Origin of the sequence: Streptomyces sp. NPDC059355, from assembly GCF_042752335.1 — a bacterium.
Lineage (GTDB): Bacteria > Actinomycetota > Actinomycetes > Streptomycetales > Streptomycetaceae > Streptomyces.
In genome coordinates this window covers 54,097-69,280 of sequence record NZ_JBHYXN010000047.1, presented here as the reverse complement: position 1 = coordinate 69,280, position 15,184 = coordinate 54,097, and the positions used below count along the sequence as shown (strand labels likewise).

At 70.7% G+C, this 15,184-nt stretch carries 11 protein-coding genes and 1 pseudogene; 8 read left to right on the top strand and 4 right to left on the bottom strand.

All coding sequences use genetic code 11. The annotated features are described in order from the left end of the window. Positions 1–125: 125 nt before the first annotated feature. Positions 126–1,721, bottom strand: a complete 1,596-nt coding sequence (locus tag ACFXGI_RS32180; protein WP_384714412.1) for a TROVE domain-containing protein — start codon at positions 1,719–1,721, stop codon at positions 126–128. A 483-nt stretch (positions 1,722–2,204) separates the two neighbouring features. Next, positions 2,205–2,759, bottom strand: coding sequence for an NADAR family protein (locus ACFXGI_RS32175; protein ID WP_384714409.1), 555 nt, complete (start codon positions 2,757–2,759; stop codon positions 2,205–2,207). Between the two features lie 182 nt (positions 2,760–2,941). On the opposite strand from ACFXGI_RS32175, the gene ACFXGI_RS32170 reads away from it, so the two are divergent. From ACFXGI_RS32170 to ACFXGI_RS32135, 8 genes and pseudogenes are all read left to right on the top strand, one after another. Then, positions 2,942–4,459: a gamma-aminobutyraldehyde dehydrogenase gene (locus ACFXGI_RS32170; RefSeq protein ID WP_384714406.1), complete on the top strand. Its 1,518-nt coding sequence runs from the start codon at positions 2,942–2,944 to the stop codon at positions 4,457–4,459. 72 nt (positions 4,460–4,531) lie between these two features. Further along, the gene (locus ACFXGI_RS32165) at positions 4,532–5,782 is read left to right on the top strand and encodes a spermidine/putrescine ABC transporter substrate-binding protein (RefSeq protein WP_384714403.1); all 1,251 of its coding nucleotides are present in this window, start codon (positions 4,532–4,534) and stop codon (positions 5,780–5,782) included. Positions 5,783–5,850: 68 nt separating this feature from the next. Then, complete coding sequence (locus ACFXGI_RS32160) at positions 5,851–7,002, top strand: ABC transporter ATP-binding protein (protein ID WP_384714400.1); 1,152 nt, start codon at positions 5,851–5,853, stop codon at positions 7,000–7,002. Then, on the top strand, positions 6,999–7,928 hold the full coding sequence (locus ACFXGI_RS32155) for an ABC transporter permease (protein WP_384714397.1): 930 nt from the start codon (positions 6,999–7,001) through the stop codon (positions 7,926–7,928). Before ACFXGI_RS32160 ends, ACFXGI_RS32155 begins: the two co-directional genes overlap by 4 nt. After that, on the top strand, positions 7,928–8,722 hold the full coding sequence (locus ACFXGI_RS32150; protein ID WP_384714394.1) for an ABC transporter permease: 795 nt from the start codon (positions 7,928–7,930) through the stop codon (positions 8,720–8,722). Before ACFXGI_RS32155 ends, ACFXGI_RS32150 begins: the two co-directional genes overlap by 1 nt. Positions 8,723–8,743: 21 nt before the next feature. Continuing rightward, the gene (locus ACFXGI_RS32145) at positions 8,744–10,162 is read left to right on the top strand and encodes an NAD(P)/FAD-dependent oxidoreductase (RefSeq protein WP_384714391.1); all 1,419 of its coding nucleotides are present in this window, start codon (positions 8,744–8,746) and stop codon (positions 10,160–10,162) included. A gap of 202 nt (positions 10,163–10,364) precedes the next feature. Next, positions 10,365–10,853 (top strand): hypothetical protein, encoded by a 489-nt coding sequence (locus tag ACFXGI_RS32140; protein WP_384714388.1) that lies wholly within the window; start codon positions 10,365–10,367, stop codon positions 10,851–10,853. Between the two features lie 97 nt (positions 10,854–10,950). Further along, positions 10,951–12,752: pseudogene (locus tag ACFXGI_RS32135) on the top strand (chitinase). Here the strand turns inward: ACFXGI_RS32135 and ACFXGI_RS32130 are convergent. Further along, positions 12,749–13,540, bottom strand: coding sequence for a phosphatase PAP2 family protein (locus ACFXGI_RS32130; protein ID WP_384714385.1), 792 nt, complete (start codon positions 13,538–13,540; stop codon positions 12,749–12,751). The pseudogene ACFXGI_RS32135 and the gene ACFXGI_RS32130 overlap by 4 nt on opposite strands. A gap of 133 nt (positions 13,541–13,673) precedes the next feature. Further along, positions 13,674–15,020 carry a 4-aminobutyrate--2-oxoglutarate transaminase gene (gabT, locus tag ACFXGI_RS32125; RefSeq protein WP_030859777.1) on the bottom strand — a complete coding sequence of 449 codons (1,347 nt, stop codon included), beginning with the start codon at positions 15,018–15,020 and terminating at the stop codon, positions 13,674–13,676. Positions 15,021–15,184: the final 164 nt, after the last annotated feature.

Sequence of the window (15,184 nt, the reverse complement as noted above, 5' to 3'; positions counted from 1 at the left end):
GGCAGCATGTGCCCGGGCCCGGCCCTGCGCCGTCTCTCGGTCCGTCTTTCCGCCGGTCCGTCCGAACGGCGCGGCGAGCGTGCGTGCCAGGCCCCGCCGGCCAGACGGGACTTTGACGACACGACCTAGGCCACCCACGGCCAGTCGGCGTCCCGGCCGCCCTCGATCAGGGAGACCATCCGGAAGGCCGCGTCGCCGAGCCCGCCGAAGGTGTGCCGGTTGCCCGACCCGGAGGGCGCGTGGCCCGTCCGGTACCCGGCCAGGTTCCAGGTGTAGACCGGGACCTCGTCCGGGACGAGGGCCGTCGGGTCGCCGCCGTAGTGGTACGTCGCCTGCTCGTCCGTGACGATCAGGACCCGGTCGTGCCCCTTGTAGTACTTGCGGACGGCCTCCGAGGTGTTGGTTCCGCCGAGGTCCTCGAACCGCTCCAGCACCTTCAGCACGGACTCGCCCCGGCCGTACGGGACCTGCTTGCTGTCCGTCCCGAACTGCACCAGGTCCGCCTTCTCGGCGCGCAGCGCGAGCGCCGCGCCGAAGACGGCCGCCGCGTCCGCCCGGTTGAGCTGCGAGCGGTCCGACAGCGGCGCCCACATCGACCCCGAGCGGTCCACGAGGACCAGCGTCCGCCCGGGAAGGGCCGGCACGTTGGCCAGCGAGTGGCCGAGCGCCCGCTCCAGCGGGTACGCCCAGCGCAGCGAGGGCGCGTGCTGGTAGGCGGCCAGGTAGCGGAAGGGGAACTGCCGGGACCGGGCGACGACCTCGGGGTCGGCGACCTTCGCCGCGACCTGTGCGGCCACCGCGTCCGAGACGCCGGCCTGGTCGAAGTTGCGCAGGTTCCGCAGCAGCGCCATCGCGCCCATGGACGGGATGACCGCCTCCCAGGCGGCCGCGTCCATCGGCCCCTGGAGCCAGCCGGCCAGCGCCTCCCAGGTCATGCCCGCGGCGGCGAGCCGCTCGGCCCCGTCGGGTGCGGTCACCACGGCCCGGCGCTCCTCCACCGGCAGTTCCACGAGCTCCCGGTGTGCGAGCAGGGTGCGGTTGCCCGTCGGCGCCTGCGCCGTCTTGGGGCGGTGCCGCCGGTCGAGGGCGTACCGGAACAGCTCGCCCTGCCAGGGCTTCGCGGGATCGGGGGAGGCGTGCACCAGGTTGAGCACGTCGCCGAAGCGGAAGCCCTTGGACGCGGTGTCGTACTTCAGCAGCGAGGTGCCGGAGTAGAGCCTGCGCACGGCATCGGCGATACCGCGCTTGACGGGCTTGGGGACGTTCCGCCCGTACGTCGCCGTCCAGTAGGCCAGCAGCTCACCGGGCTCGTCCGCGCGCCGCAGTACGGAGTCCACGACCGCGCGGTTCGACGGTCCGCCGGTGGCTCCGGCGTCGAGCCGCGCCTTCACGTACTCGGCCGCTCCGACCAGCGAGGCGGTCCGCATGTTCCCGTCGGTGCGCAGCCAGCCGAGCAGTCCGGCGGTCCACGCGGGGTCCTCGACGGCGAGGCGGCGCACGAGGGCGGAGTACCGGTCGTCGCGGGCCTCGCCGCTCTCGTAGAAGGTCCGCTGCGTCACGAAGTTGGCGACGGCGAGCAGGAAGAGCTCGGAGCGCGCGTCGCGGACGTAGCCGCGGCCGCCCTGGTGGTTGGCGGTGCGGCCGCCGGTGGAACGCACGGGAGAGACGGGCCCCGCCGCGGCGGAGGCCTTCCTGGGTGCGCGCAGGTTGAAGCGAGCCATGGTGAATCCCCCCGAATTCAGTGGAACGTGGGGGAGGCGTGACGTGCGGGATGCCCGAGATCAGGGTCGGCGACGGACTGTTGTCGACTGCTCTCACCGGACTGAGCTACCGGCCGCAGCCGGGCGGGATTCGAACCCGCGACCCGTCGATCCGGAAGTAGCCGTCGCCTGCGCACCGGGCATCCCGCACGCGTGCCTCCCGAGATCAAGGTGGCGGCGGCTTGGGATTCTCTGCGTAAGAAGGAGCCGCAGCCCGCGCACCGGGAGGTGCGTGACGTAGGTGTCCAGAGATCGAGGTCGGCGAAACCGACGTGCTGCTCTGACCGACTGAGCTACACCGGCCCGGAAGCCGGTGGCGGGACTCGAACCCGCGACCTGCCCATTAAGAGTGGAAGTAGGTCTCGCCTGCGCACCTGGACGAGTCCTACCGTAGGCGGCCCGCTCTCCCGCCCGCCACGCATTTAAGGTCCCGCCCGCCCGAGGTCAGACGGCGTCCGCGCGCAGCCGGTCGCGGGCCTCCATCAGCGCGAAGCCCAGCAGGTTCAGCCCGCGCCAGCGCGAGGGGTCCAGCGCGCGCTCGTCGTCCGCCGCGAGTCCGATGCCCCAGACGCGGTCCATCGGACTCGCCTCCACCAGCACCCGGTCCCCGGTGGTCAGCAGGTACGAGCGCAGCGCCGGGGTGGACGCGAACTTGTGCACGCTGCCCTCCACCACGAGCGCGAACCGCTCCCGCGCCCACGTCTGCTCGTCGAAGCCGCGCACCAGGCGACCGGCCTTCTTGGCCTCCGCCGGAGTCTTGGCCCCCAGCGCGATGCGCTCCGCCTCGGGGTCCTCGAACAGCCGTGCCTTGCCGGCCATCATCCAGTGCTCGGCCGTGTCGTACCGGACATCACCCACGGTGAACGGCGAGGGCCACCACTGGCTCATGCAGCTGGGGCCGAGCGTCCCGTCGGGACGCGGCCGATGCCCCCAGAACGGCAGGTACTTCACCCGCTCACCACGGCTGACCTGCTCGATCAATGTGTCGATCTTCTCCATGCACGCGAGTCTGGCAGTCGCCACTGACACTTCGTACGGGATTTGCGGCGCGCCTCGACACATGGTCGACCGATTCCGTCGCGTAATCAAAAGGCAACAACGGAATCACTTGGCGGTGGGGAACACCTCTGCCAGGATCGGCACTCAATTCGAGCTGAAGCTACGGAGAGCGTGAGAGCGTCATGGGTAATCGCTTCCAGGTCAAGGACCGCTTCGCAGACGGCGCGCAGTACATCGACGGGCAGCTGAGGTCCGGTACGTCCGGGCAGTCGCACACCGTCGTCAACCCTGCCACGGGCGAGGAGGTGCTCACGTACGAGCTGGCCTCCACCGCCGATGTCGACGAGGCCGTCGCCGCCGCCAAGCGGGCCTTCCCGGCCTGGTCCTCGGCCACCCCCGGCGAGCGCTCGGACGCCCTGCACCGGCTAGCCGCCGTGCTGGCCGAGCAGGCGGAGGACTTCGCGTACGCGGAGTCCCTGCAGTGCGGCAAGCCGATCAAGCTGTCCACCGAGTTCGACGTACCGGGGACCATCGACAACACCGCCTTCTTCGCGGGCGCCGCCCGGCACCTCCAGGGGCAGGCGGCAGCTGAATACTCAGGAGACCACACCTCCTACGTACGCCGCGAGGCCATCGGGGTCGTCGGCTCCATCGCGCCCTGGAACTATCCGCTCCAGATGGCCGCCTGGAAGATCCTCCCGGCGATCGCCGCGGGCAACACGATCGTCCTGAAGCCCGCCGAGCTGACCCCGCTGACCTCCCTGATGTTCGCCCAGGCGGCCAAGGACGCGGGCCTGCCCGACGGCGTGGTCAACATCGTCACCGGCGCCGGCCGGGACGCCGGCGAGCACCTGGTCGGCCACCCGGACGTGGTCATGACCTCCTTCACCGGATCCACCGCCGTGGGCAAGCGTGTCGCCGAGATCGCCACCGCCACCGTCAAGCGGCTGCACCTGGAGCTCGGCGGCAAGGCGCCCTTCCTGGTCTTCGACGACGCCGACCTGGAGGCCGCCGCGCACGGCGCCGTCGCCGCCTCCCTGATCAACACCGGCCAGGACTGCACCGCCGCCACCCGCGCGTACGTCCAGCGCCCCCTGCACGACGCCTTCGTCGCCCGCGTGGCCGAGCTGATGGAGACCGTCCGCCTGGGCGACCCCTTCGACCCGGCCACCGACCTCGGTCCGCTGGTCTCGCACGCCCAGCGTGACCGGGTCGCGGGCTTCGTGGAGCGCGCCCGCGGCTACGCCACCGTCGTCACCGGCGGTGAGGTCCCGGGAGGCGAGCTCGCCGAGGGCGCGTACTACCGGCCCACGCTCGTCTCCGGCGCCGCCCAGGACAGCGAGGTCGTCCAGTCCGAGATCTTCGGCCCGGTCCTCGTGGTCCTGCCCTTCGACACCGACGACGAGGGCATCGAGCTGGCCAACGACACCCCGTACGGACTCGCCGCCTCCGCCTGGAGCCGCGACGTCTACCGGGCCGGGCGCGCCACCCGTGAGATCAAGGCGGGCTGCGTCTGGATCAACGACCACATTCCGATCATCAGCGAGATGCCCCACGGCGGCTACAAGGCGAGTGGCTTCGGAAAGGACATGAGCGCCTACTCCTTCGAGGAGTACACGCAGGTCAAGCACGTGATGTACGACAACACGGCGGTGGCCGAGAAGGACTGGCACCGCACGATCTTCGGGGACCGCATCTAACCGTCTTCGGCTTCCGCCGAGTGGCAGCCGGCCGCCTGACCAGCGGCGCCACCCCTTCCGAAAGGGCAGCTCATGGAGCAGTTCGAGCCCGACCGCCTCTCGGCGGCGCAACTCGCCGCGATGCGGCGCAGCATCACCGGCGGGCGCGGCGCCCTCACCCGCCGCTCGCTGTTGCGCGCCTCCGGTGTCGGAGCGCTCACCCTCGGCGGTCTGGCCTCCCTGTCCGCGTGCGGCATCCCGCCGGCCAAGCGCGCGGGCGACACGGCGGTCGCCTCCGACGACCGCTCGGCCGAGGAGAAGGAGCTCAGCTTCTCCAACTGGACCGAGTACATGGACACCAGCGAGGACGAGAAGTCCCACCCCACGCTGGAGGAGTTCACCAAGCGGACCGGGATCAAGGTCAAGTACACCGAGGACATCAACGACAACGTCGAGTTCTTCGGCAAGGTCCGCCCGCAGCTCGCGGCCGGACAGGACACCGGCCGCGACCTGATCGTCGTCACCGACTGGCTCGCCGCCCGCATCATCCGGCTCGGCTGGGCGCAGAAGCTGGACCCCTCCCACCTCCCGCACGCCTACGCCAACCTGATCCCGCAGTTCCGCAACCCCGACTGGGACCCCGGCCGCTCGTACAGCTACCCCTGGACCGGCATCGACACCGTCATCGCCTACAACGCGAAGGCCACCGACGGCAAGAAGGTCGACTCCGTCACGCAGCTGCTGGACGACCCGTCCCTCAAGGGCCGCGTCGGCTTCCTCACCGAGATGCGCGACAGCGTCGGGATGACCCTGCTCGACCAGGGCAAGGACCCGGCGAACTTCACCACCGCCGACTTCGACGCCGCCATCGGCCGGCTCCAGAAGGGCGTGGACACCAAGCAGATACGCCGCTTCACCGGCAACGACTACACGGCGGACCTCGACAAGGGCGACCTGGCAGCCTGCCTGGCCTGGGCCGGCGACGTCATCCAGCTCCAGGCCGGCAACCCGGACATCAAGTACGCGATCCCCGCGCCCGGTTACATCACCTCCAGCGACAACCTGCTGGTCCCCGCCCATGCCCGGCACAAGGCCAATGCCGAGAAGCTGATCGACTTCTACTACGAGCCCCCGATCGCCGCCCAGCTGGCCGCGTTCATCAGCTACGTCTGCCCGGTCGAAGGCGTCAAGGAAGACCTCGCGAAGATCGACCCCGCACTCGCGGACAACCCCTTGATCATTCCGGACAAGGCGATGGCGGCCAAGGCCCACGCCTTCCGCTCCCTCAGCAGTGAGGAAGCGACCGCGTACGAGGAGAAGTTCGCCAAGCTCATCGGAGCCTGACGAGCCCCTCGTGCCGGCCTCCGCGCCCCGCACCCTTCCGATGACACCACCACCGAAGGCCCAGGCCCATGACTGACAAGACCGCGGGCGGCGACGTCCGCCTCGCCGGGATCAGCAAGCACTACGGCTCCTTCACCGCCGTGCACCCGCTGGATCTCACCATCCCCCAGGGCTCCTTCTTCGCCCTGCTCGGCGCCTCGGGCTGCGGGAAGACCACCACCCTGCGCATGATCGCCGGCCTGGAGGAGCCCTCCACCGGCACGGTCAGCCTCGGCGACAGCGAGGTCACCCACCTGCCGCCGTACAAGCGCCCGGTCAACACGGTGTTCCAGAGCTACGCGCTCTTCCCGCACCTGAACATCTACGAGAACGTGGCCTTCGGACTGCGCCGCCGCGGCATCAAGTCCGTCAAGAAGCAGGTCGACGACATGCTGGAGCTGGTCGAGCTGGGCCAGTTCGCCCAGCGCAAGCCGCACCAGCTCTCCGGCGGCCAGCAGCAGCGCGTGGCCGTCGCCCGCGCGCTCATCAACCACCCGCAGGTACTGCTCCTCGACGAGCCCCTCGGCGCCCTCGACCTCAAGCTGCGCCGCCAGATGCAGCTGGAGCTCAAGCGCATCCAGACCGAGGTCGGCATCACCTTCGTGCACGTCACGCACGACCAGGAGGAGGCCATGACCATGGCCGACACGGTCGCCGTGATGAACGGCGGGCGCGTCGAGCAGCTGGGCGCCCCGGCCGAGCTGTACGAGAACCCGAAGACCACCTTCGTCGCCAACTTCCTCGGCACCTCCAACCTCATCGAGGCCGAGGTCCTGGAGGCCGGCGGCGCCGACGTCACGGTCGGCTCGGCGGGCGCCGTGCTGCGGCTGCCCGCGGCCCGATGTTCGACCACGCCCAAGGCCGGCGGGAAGCTGCTGGTCGGGGTGCGTCCCGAGAAGATATCCCTGGTCCACGCGGACGAGGAGGACACCGTCGCGGCCGGCCGCAACAAGGTCCGCGGCACGATAGCCGCCTCCTCCTTCATCGGCGTCTCCACCCAGTTCGTCATCGACAGCCCCGTCTGCCCGGAGCTGGAGGTGTACGTCCAGAACATCGAGCGGGACGCGCGCCTCGCCCCCGGCGCCGAGGTGGTCCTGCACTGGAACCCGGAGCACACCTTCGGCCTCGATGCCGCTCAGGACATAGACGCCGGCATCGAGACGGTCGAGGAGGGCGCATGACCGCCACCGCCGCGCCGCCGCAGGCCGTGGCCCCCGCCGAACCCCCGGTCCACAAGGCGTCCCTGCGCAAGCGGCTCGTCCCGTACTGGCTGCTGCTCCCCGGCATCCTGTGGCTGCTGGTCTTCTTCGTGCTGCCGATGGTCTACCAGGCCTCGACCTCGGTGCAGACCGGCTCCCTCGAAGAGGGCTTCAAGGTCACCTGGCACTTCCAGACGTACTGGGACGCGCTCACCGAGTACTACCCGCAGTTCCTGCGCTCCCTGCTGTACGCCGGCACCGCGACCGTGCTGTGCCTGCTGCTCGGGTACCCGCTGGCCTACCTGATCGCCTTCAAGGCGGGCCGCTGGCGAAACCTTCTGCTGGTGCTGGTCATCGCCCCGTTCTTCACCAGCTTCCTGATCCGCACGCTGGCCTGGAAGACGATCCTGGCCGACGGCGGACCGGCCGTGGAGGTCCTCAACGCCCTGCACGTCCTGGACGTCACCAGCTGGCTCGGGATGACCGAGGGGGAGCGGGTGCTCGCCACTCCGCTCGCCGTCGTCTGCGGCCTGACGTACAACTTCCTCCCCTTCATGATCCTGCCGCTCTACACCTCGCTGGAGCGCATCGACACCCGCCTCCACGAGGCGGCCGGGGACCTGTACGCCCGCCCCTCCACCACCTTCCGCAAGGTGACCTTCCCGCTCTCCATGCCGGGCGTGGTCTCCGGGACGCTGCTCACCTTCATCCCGGCGAGCGGCGACTACGTCAACGCCGAACTGCTCGGCTCCACGGACACCCGGATGATCGGCAACGTCATCCAGTCGCAGTACCTGCGCATCCTCGACTACCCGACGGCCGCCGCGCTGTCCTTCATCCTCATGGCCATCGTGCTGATCATGGTGACCATCTACATCCGCCGAGCGGGGACGGAGGACCTGGTCTGATGCGTTGGCTCCGGCGCAATCTCGTCGTCATCTTCGGCCTCGGCACGCTCGCGTACATGATCCTGCCGAACGTCGTCGTGACGGTCTTCTCCTTCAACAACCCGGCCGGGCGGTTCAACTACGCCTGGCAGGAGTTCTCGCTCGACGCCTGGAAGGACCCCTGCGGCGTCGCCGACCTGTGCGGCTCGCTGTCCCTGTCGCTCCAGATCGCCGTGTGGGCGACCATCGGCGCCACCGTCCTCGGCACGGCCATCGCCTTCGCGCTCGTGCGCTACCGCTTCCGGGCGCGCGGCGCGGTCAACTCGCTGATCTTCCTGCCGATGGCCATGCCCGAGATCGTGATGGCGGCCTCGCTGCTCGCCCTCTTCCTCAACATGGGCATCCAGCTGGGCTTCTGGACGATCCTGATCGCCCACGTCATGTTCTGCCTCAGCTTCGTCGTCGCCGCCGTCAAGGCGCGCGTCCTCTCGATGGACCCGCGGCTGGAGGAGGCCGCCCGCGACCTCTACGCGGGCCCGGTGCAGACCTTCGTACGGGTCACCCTGCCGATCGCGGCGCCCGGTATCGCGGCGGGCGCACTGCTCTCGTTCGCGCTGTCGTTCGACGACTTCATCATCACCAACTTCAACTCGGGCAACACCGTCACCTTCCCCATGTTCGTGTGGGGATCGGCCCAGCGCGGTACGCCTGTACAGATCAACGTCATCGGCACGGCGATGTTCGTCATCGCGGTGCTGGTGGTCCTCGTCGGCCAGATGGTCGGCAACCGCCGCAAGAAAGCACAGCCCAAGTAGCTCTGTAGGGAGTTGGAAGACATGGCCCCAGTCGCCATGCGAAGTGTTGCTCAATCCCTGTCCGAAGCACTGCCGGTCTCGTACTGGCTGGACGACCCCGGCAAGCCCGCGGCGCAGCCGGCGCTGACCTCCGACGAGGCTTGCGACCTGCTCGTCATCGGCGGCGGGTACAGCGGACTGTGGACCGCGCTCATCGCCAAGGAGCGCGATCCGGCCCGGGACGTCGTCCTGATCGAGTCGAAGGAGGCGGGCTGGGCCGCCTCCGGCCGCAACGGCGGCTTCTGCGCGGCCTCCCTCACGCACGGCCTGGCCAACGGCATGGCCCGCTGGCCGGGCGAGCTCGCCAAGCTGGAGGAGATGGGCGCCCGCAACCTCGACGAGATCGAGGCGGCCATCGCCCGCTACGGCATCGACTGCGACTTCGAGCGCACCGGCGAGATCGACGTGGCCACCGAGCCGCACCAGGTCGAGGAGCTCCGCGAGCTGTACGAGGAGGCCGGCAAGCTGGGCCTCGCGGGCGGCGCGCGCTGGCTGGACCGCGAGGAGCTTCGCGCCGAGGTCGACTCGCCGACCTTCCTCGCGGGCCTGTGGGACACCGACGGCGTCGCCATGCTCAACCCCGCGAAGCTCGCCTGGGGCCTCAAGGAGGCCTGCCTGTCGCTGGGCGTGCGGATCTACGAGAACACCCGGGGCCTGTCGCTGGCCGCCTCGGGCGCCGGTATGGCCGTACGCACCCCGTACGGGCGGATCTTCGCCCGGCGCGTGGCGCTCGGCACGAACATCTTCCCCTCGCTGGTCAAGCGGATCCGGCCGTTCACGGTCCCGGTGTACGACTACGCGCTGATGACGGAGCCGCTGACCGCGGACCAGCTGAAGGCCATCGGCTGGCAGAACCGCCAGGGCCTGGGTGACAGCGCCAACCAGTTCCACTACTTCCGCATCACCCCGGAGAACCGCATCCTGTGGGGCGGCTACGACGCCATCTACCCCTACCGCGGCAAGCTGGACTCCGAGTACGACCACCGCCCCGAGACGTACCTGAAGCTCGCGCAGCACTTCTTCACCGCGTTCCCGCAGCTGGAGGGCATCAAGTTCAGCCACGCCTGGGGCGGGGCCATCGACACCTGCTCGCGCTTCTCGGCCTTCTTCGGCACCGCGCACGGCGGCAAGGTCGCCTACGCGGCCGGCTACACCGGGCTCGGGGTCGGTGCCACCCGCTTCGGCGCCGACGTGATGCTGGACCTGCTCGACGGGGCCCGCACCGAGCGGACCGAGCTGGAGATGGTGAAGTCCCGGCCGATGCCGTTCCCGCCCGAGCCCTTCGCCTGGACCGGGATCACCCTCACCAAGTGGTCCCTGGCCAGGGCGGACGCCCGCGGCGGCCGCCGCAACCTGTGGCTGAAGGTCTTGGACAAGTTCGGCCTCGGCTTCGACAGCTGACCGGCGCCGCCCGACTGCCGACCACCCCCGCCAAGCCCTGACCGCCGTCAACCCCTGACGGCCGCCACGCCCCGGCGCACGCTCCGCGGTTCATGCCGTGACCCGCTTCACCACCACGGGGTGGCGAAACCCGCGTCATCGCCGGGCCCGGCCCCGCTCTCTCTCGGTGAGGAACCCTCATCGAGAGAACGGAGGCCGGGCGATGCACGGCTCGGACATCAAGACCGCGGTGGAATGGCTCGTGTCGGTGGCGCCGGATCCCGACGCCTGCCGGTGGGAGTGGGAGCGCAGCCCCCTCGGGGTCGCCCTGCTGCCCGCCGGCAGGCAGTGGGACGTGCTGATCCTGCCCGGGGAGCTGGGACAGGGCGCCCTCGACGTCCTGACCCGGCTCCTCGACCGGCCCGGCCCGGTGCTCGCCGACTCCGGCGCCACGCGGCGCAGCCGCACACCGACACCTCGGGTGGGCTTCTTCGTGCCTCCCGGCACGGCGTCCCGCTGGATCGGCACCGGCGTACGGGGGGCGGGGCGCGGGACCTGGATCGTGGTGCCGTACCCGGGCCGCGCCACGGGCGGGGTGCGCTGGCTGGTGGCCCCGGACGGCAGCGGGACGCTCACCGATCCGGCGCTGCTGGAGCTCGCGATGCACGAGGCCGCGGCCCGGGCGGCGGGGAAGGAGGGCCGGAAGCCTTGACAAGGACATTGGTCTGGACCATGTTGGGCGCCGCTGCCGCATCGCCGGCGGCCTGGCTCCATCCCCCCATGCTCCGGAGGCAGTTGTGCGCAGACGCATGTCCTTCCTTACCGCGGCCGCCCTCGCGGTGGCCGCCTTCCTCGCCGCAGGCCCGCCGGCCGCGGCGGCCGACGCCGACCTCGCCCGCAACGGCGGCTTCGAAGCCGGACTCGACGGCTGGAGCTGCTCGGCCGGCAGCGGAGCCGTCGTCACCACCCCCGTCCACGGAGGGGGTTCCGCCCTCAGGGCCACCCCGGCCGGCCAGGACAACGCCCGCTGTTCCCAGACCGTCACCGTCAAGCCCGACTCCGCGTACACGCTCACCGCCTGGGTGCAGGGGGCGTACGTCTACCTCGGCGCGGCCGGGACCGGCGCCACCGACGTGTCCACCTGGACCCAGACCCCGGGCGCCTGGAAGCAGCTGAGCACGACGTTCCGCACGGCGCGGCCACCACCTCGGTGACGGTCTACACCCACGGCTGGTACGGCCAGCCCGCCCACCTCACCGACGACGTCACGCTCGTCGGCCCCGACCCGGGCGGCTCCGGACCCGGCCGGCCCCAGCCCCCGGCCGCCCCCACCGGTCTGACGGCGTCCGGCGCCACCGCGAGCAGCCTGAACCTGTCCTGGTCGGCCGCCGCCGGCGCCGCGTCCTACACGCTCTACCGGGACGGCGGTGCGCCCGTGAGCGTCACCGGGACCTCCGCGACGGTCACCGGACTCACCGCGTCCACCTCGTACACCTTCCGGGTCGGCGCGGTGAACGCGGCCGGGGAGTCCGCGAAGAGCGCCCCCGTCTCCGCCTCCACGACGAGCGGCGGCGGCAACCCGGGCAACCCCGGCCTGCCGGCCCACGCCCTGGTCGGCTACCTGCACGCGAGCTTCGCCAACGGCTCCGGCCACGTCCGCATGGCCGACGTACCCGCCTCCTGGGACGTCATCGACCTCGCCTTCGGCGAACCGACGTCGGTGACCTCGGGGGACATCCGCTTCTCGCTCTGCCCGGTGAGCGAATGCCCGAACGCGGAGTCCGCGGCCGAGTTCAAGGCGGCCGTCAAGGCCAAGCAGGCGGCCGGCAAGAAGGTCCTGATCTCGATCGGCGGTCAGAACGGCCAGGTCCAGCTCGCCACCACGGCCGCCCGCGACACCTTCGTCTCCTCCGTCAGCAAGATCATCGACGAGTACGGGCTCGACGGACTCGACATCGACTTCGAGGGCCACTCCCTCTCCCTCGCCACCGGCGACACCGACTTCCGCGCACCCACCACCCCGGTGATCGTCAACCTCATCTCGGCCGTGAAGACGCTGAAGGCCAAGTACGGCCCGGACTTCGTCCTGACCATGGCCCCGGAGACCTTCTTCGTCCAGCTGGGCCACCAGTACTACGGCTCCGGCCCCTGGGGCGGCCAGGACCCGCGCGCCGGCGCCTACCTTCCGGTCATCCACGCCCTGCGCGACGACCTCACCCTGCTCCACGTCCAGGACTACAACTCGGGCTCGATCATGGGCCTCGACGGCCAGTACCACTCCATGGGCGGCGCGGACTTCCACATCGCCATGACCGACATGCTGCTCACCGGGTTCCCGGTCGCGGGCGACGCCGCGCGCGTCTTCCCGCCGCTGCGCCCGGACCAGGTGGCGATCGGCCTCCCGGCCACGACGAACGCGGGCAACGGCCACACCTCGCCCGCCGAGGTGACCAAGGCGCTGGACTGCCTGACGAGGAAGACCGGCTGCGGCACCTACCAGACCCACGGCACCTGGCCCGCCCTGCGCGGGCTGATGACCTGGTCGATCAACTGGGACTGCTTCGGCGCCTGGGAGTTCTCGAAGAACTTCGACGCCTACTTCGGAGGCTAGGAGTGTGCCGGAGCCTTGCCGGGCTCCGGCACGGCCGCACGGCGCACGGCGTGGGCGACGGCCAGGAGCAGGGGTGTGCACAGGAAGCAGCTGGCCAGGACGTCCAGGGGCCAGTGCCAGCCGCGCAGGATCAGGCCGATGGCCGTCGCGGCCGTCAGGAGGAGGGCCGCGGCGAGCGGCCAGGGGCGCCGCGCGTACGGGGAGACCAGCAGGGCCGCGCCGATGTACGCGACGGCCGAGGTGGCCGTGTGGCCCGAGGGGAAGTAGCCGGCGGCCCACGGCTCCAGGGGGCCGGGGCGGGCGGTCCACTGCTTCAGCGGCACGATCGCGGCCGGGACCAGCGCCATCGCCAGACCCGCCGTCAGGGCCGGTGCCCAGGCGCGCGAACGCCGGACGGAGTACGCCATCGCCAGGACCAGGACCGGTACGGCGACCGGCACGTTGCCCAGGTCGGAGAGGCGCTCGGTGACGGAGTCGGGGAGCGTGCGGACCAGGGCGCCGCTGATGCGCTCGTCCGGCGCGAGCAGCGGGCCCGAGACCAGGACCTGCCAGGTCGTCAGGGCGAGCCCCAGCAGGGAGAGAAGGAGGAGGAAGGCCGGCCGTCCCGGAACAGGGGGGGTGGTTCCGGGACGGCCGGCCGGATCGGGTTGCCGAGCGCCCCGGGGGGTTTGGGGCGAACGGCCGTCCGATCGGTGAGGAGTGTGCGCGAACGCAGGCCCAGTGCGGCGCTGGGGAAGCCCGGTACTGGTGTCGCCGCCGGTTTCCCGGAAGCGGGGTGTCTCACTCATCTGCAGAAACCGTACGGCAGCGGAAAGGGGACCGACAGCAGGAACGCGCTCCTGCCATCGGCCCCCCACATCTTCTTCACAGTGCCTGCTCGTTACCGGGGGTAGCGGCGGGCTCTCGTGTTCGGAAGGTCGCTCAGACGTCCGTGCCGATGGCCGCGAACGCCGCCTCGATGAGGTCCAGGCCCTCGTTCAGCAGGTCCTCGCCGATGACGATCGGCGGGAGGAAGCGGAGCACGTTGCCGTAGGTGCCGCAGGTGAGGACGAGCAGGCCCTCGGCGTGGCAGGCCTTGGCGAGCGCGCCGGCCGCCTCCGGGAACGGGGTCTTGGAGACCGGGTCCTTGACGAGCTCGATCGCGATCATGGCGCCGCGGCCGCGGATGTCGCCGATGATGTCGTACTTCTCCTGCATGGCCGTCAGGCGCGTCTTCATGACGGACTCGATCTTCTTCGCCTTGGCGTTGAGGTCGAGCTCCTTCATGGTCTCGATGGAGCCCAGCGCACCGGCGCAGGCCACCGGGTTGCCACCGTAGGTGCCGCCCAGGCCGCCCGCGTGCGCGGCGTCCATGATCTCGGCGCGGCCCGTCACGGCGGCGAGCGGCAGACCGCCCGCGATGCCCTTGGCGGTGGTGATCAGGTCCGGGACGATGCCCTCGTCCTCGCACGCGAACCACTGGCCGGTGCGGCAGAAGCCGGACTGGATCTCGTCGGCGACGAAGACGATGCCGTTCTCGTTGGCGAACTTCACGATCTCCGGCAGGAAGCCCTTGGCCGGCTCGATGAAGCCGCCCTCGCCGAGCACCGGCTCGATGATGATCGCGGCGACGTTGTCGGCGCCGATCTGCTTGGTGATCTGGTCGATCGCCTGCGCGGCGGCCTCGGGGCCGCAGTTCTCGGCGCCGGTGGGCCAGCGGTAGCCGTAGGCGACCGGGACGCGGTAGACCTCGGGGGCGAACGGGCCGAAGCCGTTCTTGTACGGCATGTTCTTCGCGGTCAGCGCCATCGTGAGGTTCGTACGGCCGTGGTAGCCGTGGTCGAAGACGACGACGGCCTGGCGCTTGGTGTACGCACGGGCGATCTTGACGGCGTTCTCGACGGCCTCGGCACCGGAGTTGAACAGCGCCGACTTCTTCGCGTGGTCGCCCGGGGTCAGCTCGGCGAGCGCCTCGCAGACCTCGACGTAGCCCTCGTACGGCGTGACCATGAAGCAGGTGTGCGTGAAGTCCGCGAGCTGCGCGGAGGCGCGGCGCACGACGGCCTCGGCGGAGGCGCCGACCGAGGTCACGGCGATGCCGGAGCCGAAGTCGATCAGGCGGTTGCCGTCGACGTCCTCGATGATGCCGCCGCCCGCGCGGGCCGTGAAGACGGGGAGCACGGAGCCCACGCCGCCGGCCACCGTCTGCAGACGGCGTGCCTGCAGCTCCTGCGACTTCGGGCCGGGGATCGCGGTGACGATCTTGCGCTCCTGCGGAACAGCGGTCATAGAGGGCTCCTGGGGGGTGTTTTCGGACGCACTTGTGTCTTTGTCCGCAGGCTAGGCCCGGGGGAGGGGGTACTGCATGCTCCGTTCGGGAGTGGTGCCCGCGTGTCCTTGTCCGTGACGGCCATAGGAAGGACCCGCCGCCTGTCTTGTGGACGCTGCGGACA

What these genes read in the sequence shown, in the direction of transcription:
- ACFXGI_RS32180 (WP_384714412.1), bottom strand. Translation starts at nt 1,721, where the DNA reads ATGGCTCGCTTCAACCTGCGCGCACCCAGGAAGGCCTCCGCCGCGGCG.
- ACFXGI_RS32175 (WP_384714409.1), bottom strand. Translation starts at nt 2,759, where the DNA reads ATGGAGAAGATCGACACATTGATCGAGCAGGTCAGCCGTGGTGAGCGG.
- ACFXGI_RS32170 (WP_384714406.1), top strand. Translation starts at nt 2,942, where the DNA reads ATGGGTAATCGCTTCCAGGTCAAGGACCGCTTCGCAGACGGCGCGCAG.
- ACFXGI_RS32165 (WP_384714403.1), top strand. Translation starts at nt 4,532, where the DNA reads ATGGAGCAGTTCGAGCCCGACCGCCTCTCGGCGGCGCAACTCGCCGCG.
- ACFXGI_RS32160 (WP_384714400.1), top strand. Translation starts at nt 5,851, where the DNA reads ATGACTGACAAGACCGCGGGCGGCGACGTCCGCCTCGCCGGGATCAGC.
- ACFXGI_RS32155 (WP_384714397.1), top strand. Translation starts at nt 6,999, where the DNA reads ATGACCGCCACCGCCGCGCCGCCGCAGGCCGTGGCCCCCGCCGAACCC.
- ACFXGI_RS32150 (WP_384714394.1), top strand. Translation starts at nt 7,928, where the DNA reads ATGCGTTGGCTCCGGCGCAATCTCGTCGTCATCTTCGGCCTCGGCACG.
- ACFXGI_RS32145 (WP_384714391.1), top strand. Translation starts at nt 8,744, where the DNA reads ATGGCCCCAGTCGCCATGCGAAGTGTTGCTCAATCCCTGTCCGAAGCA.
- ACFXGI_RS32140 (WP_384714388.1), top strand. Translation starts at nt 10,365, where the DNA reads ATGCACGGCTCGGACATCAAGACCGCGGTGGAATGGCTCGTGTCGGTG.
- ACFXGI_RS32130 (WP_384714385.1), bottom strand. Translation starts at nt 13,540, where the DNA reads ATGAGTGAGACACCCCGCTTCCGGGAAACCGGCGGCGACACCAGTACC.
- gabT (WP_030859777.1), bottom strand. Translation starts at nt 15,020, where the DNA reads ATGACCGCTGTTCCGCAGGAGCGCAAGATCGTCACCGCGATCCCCGGC.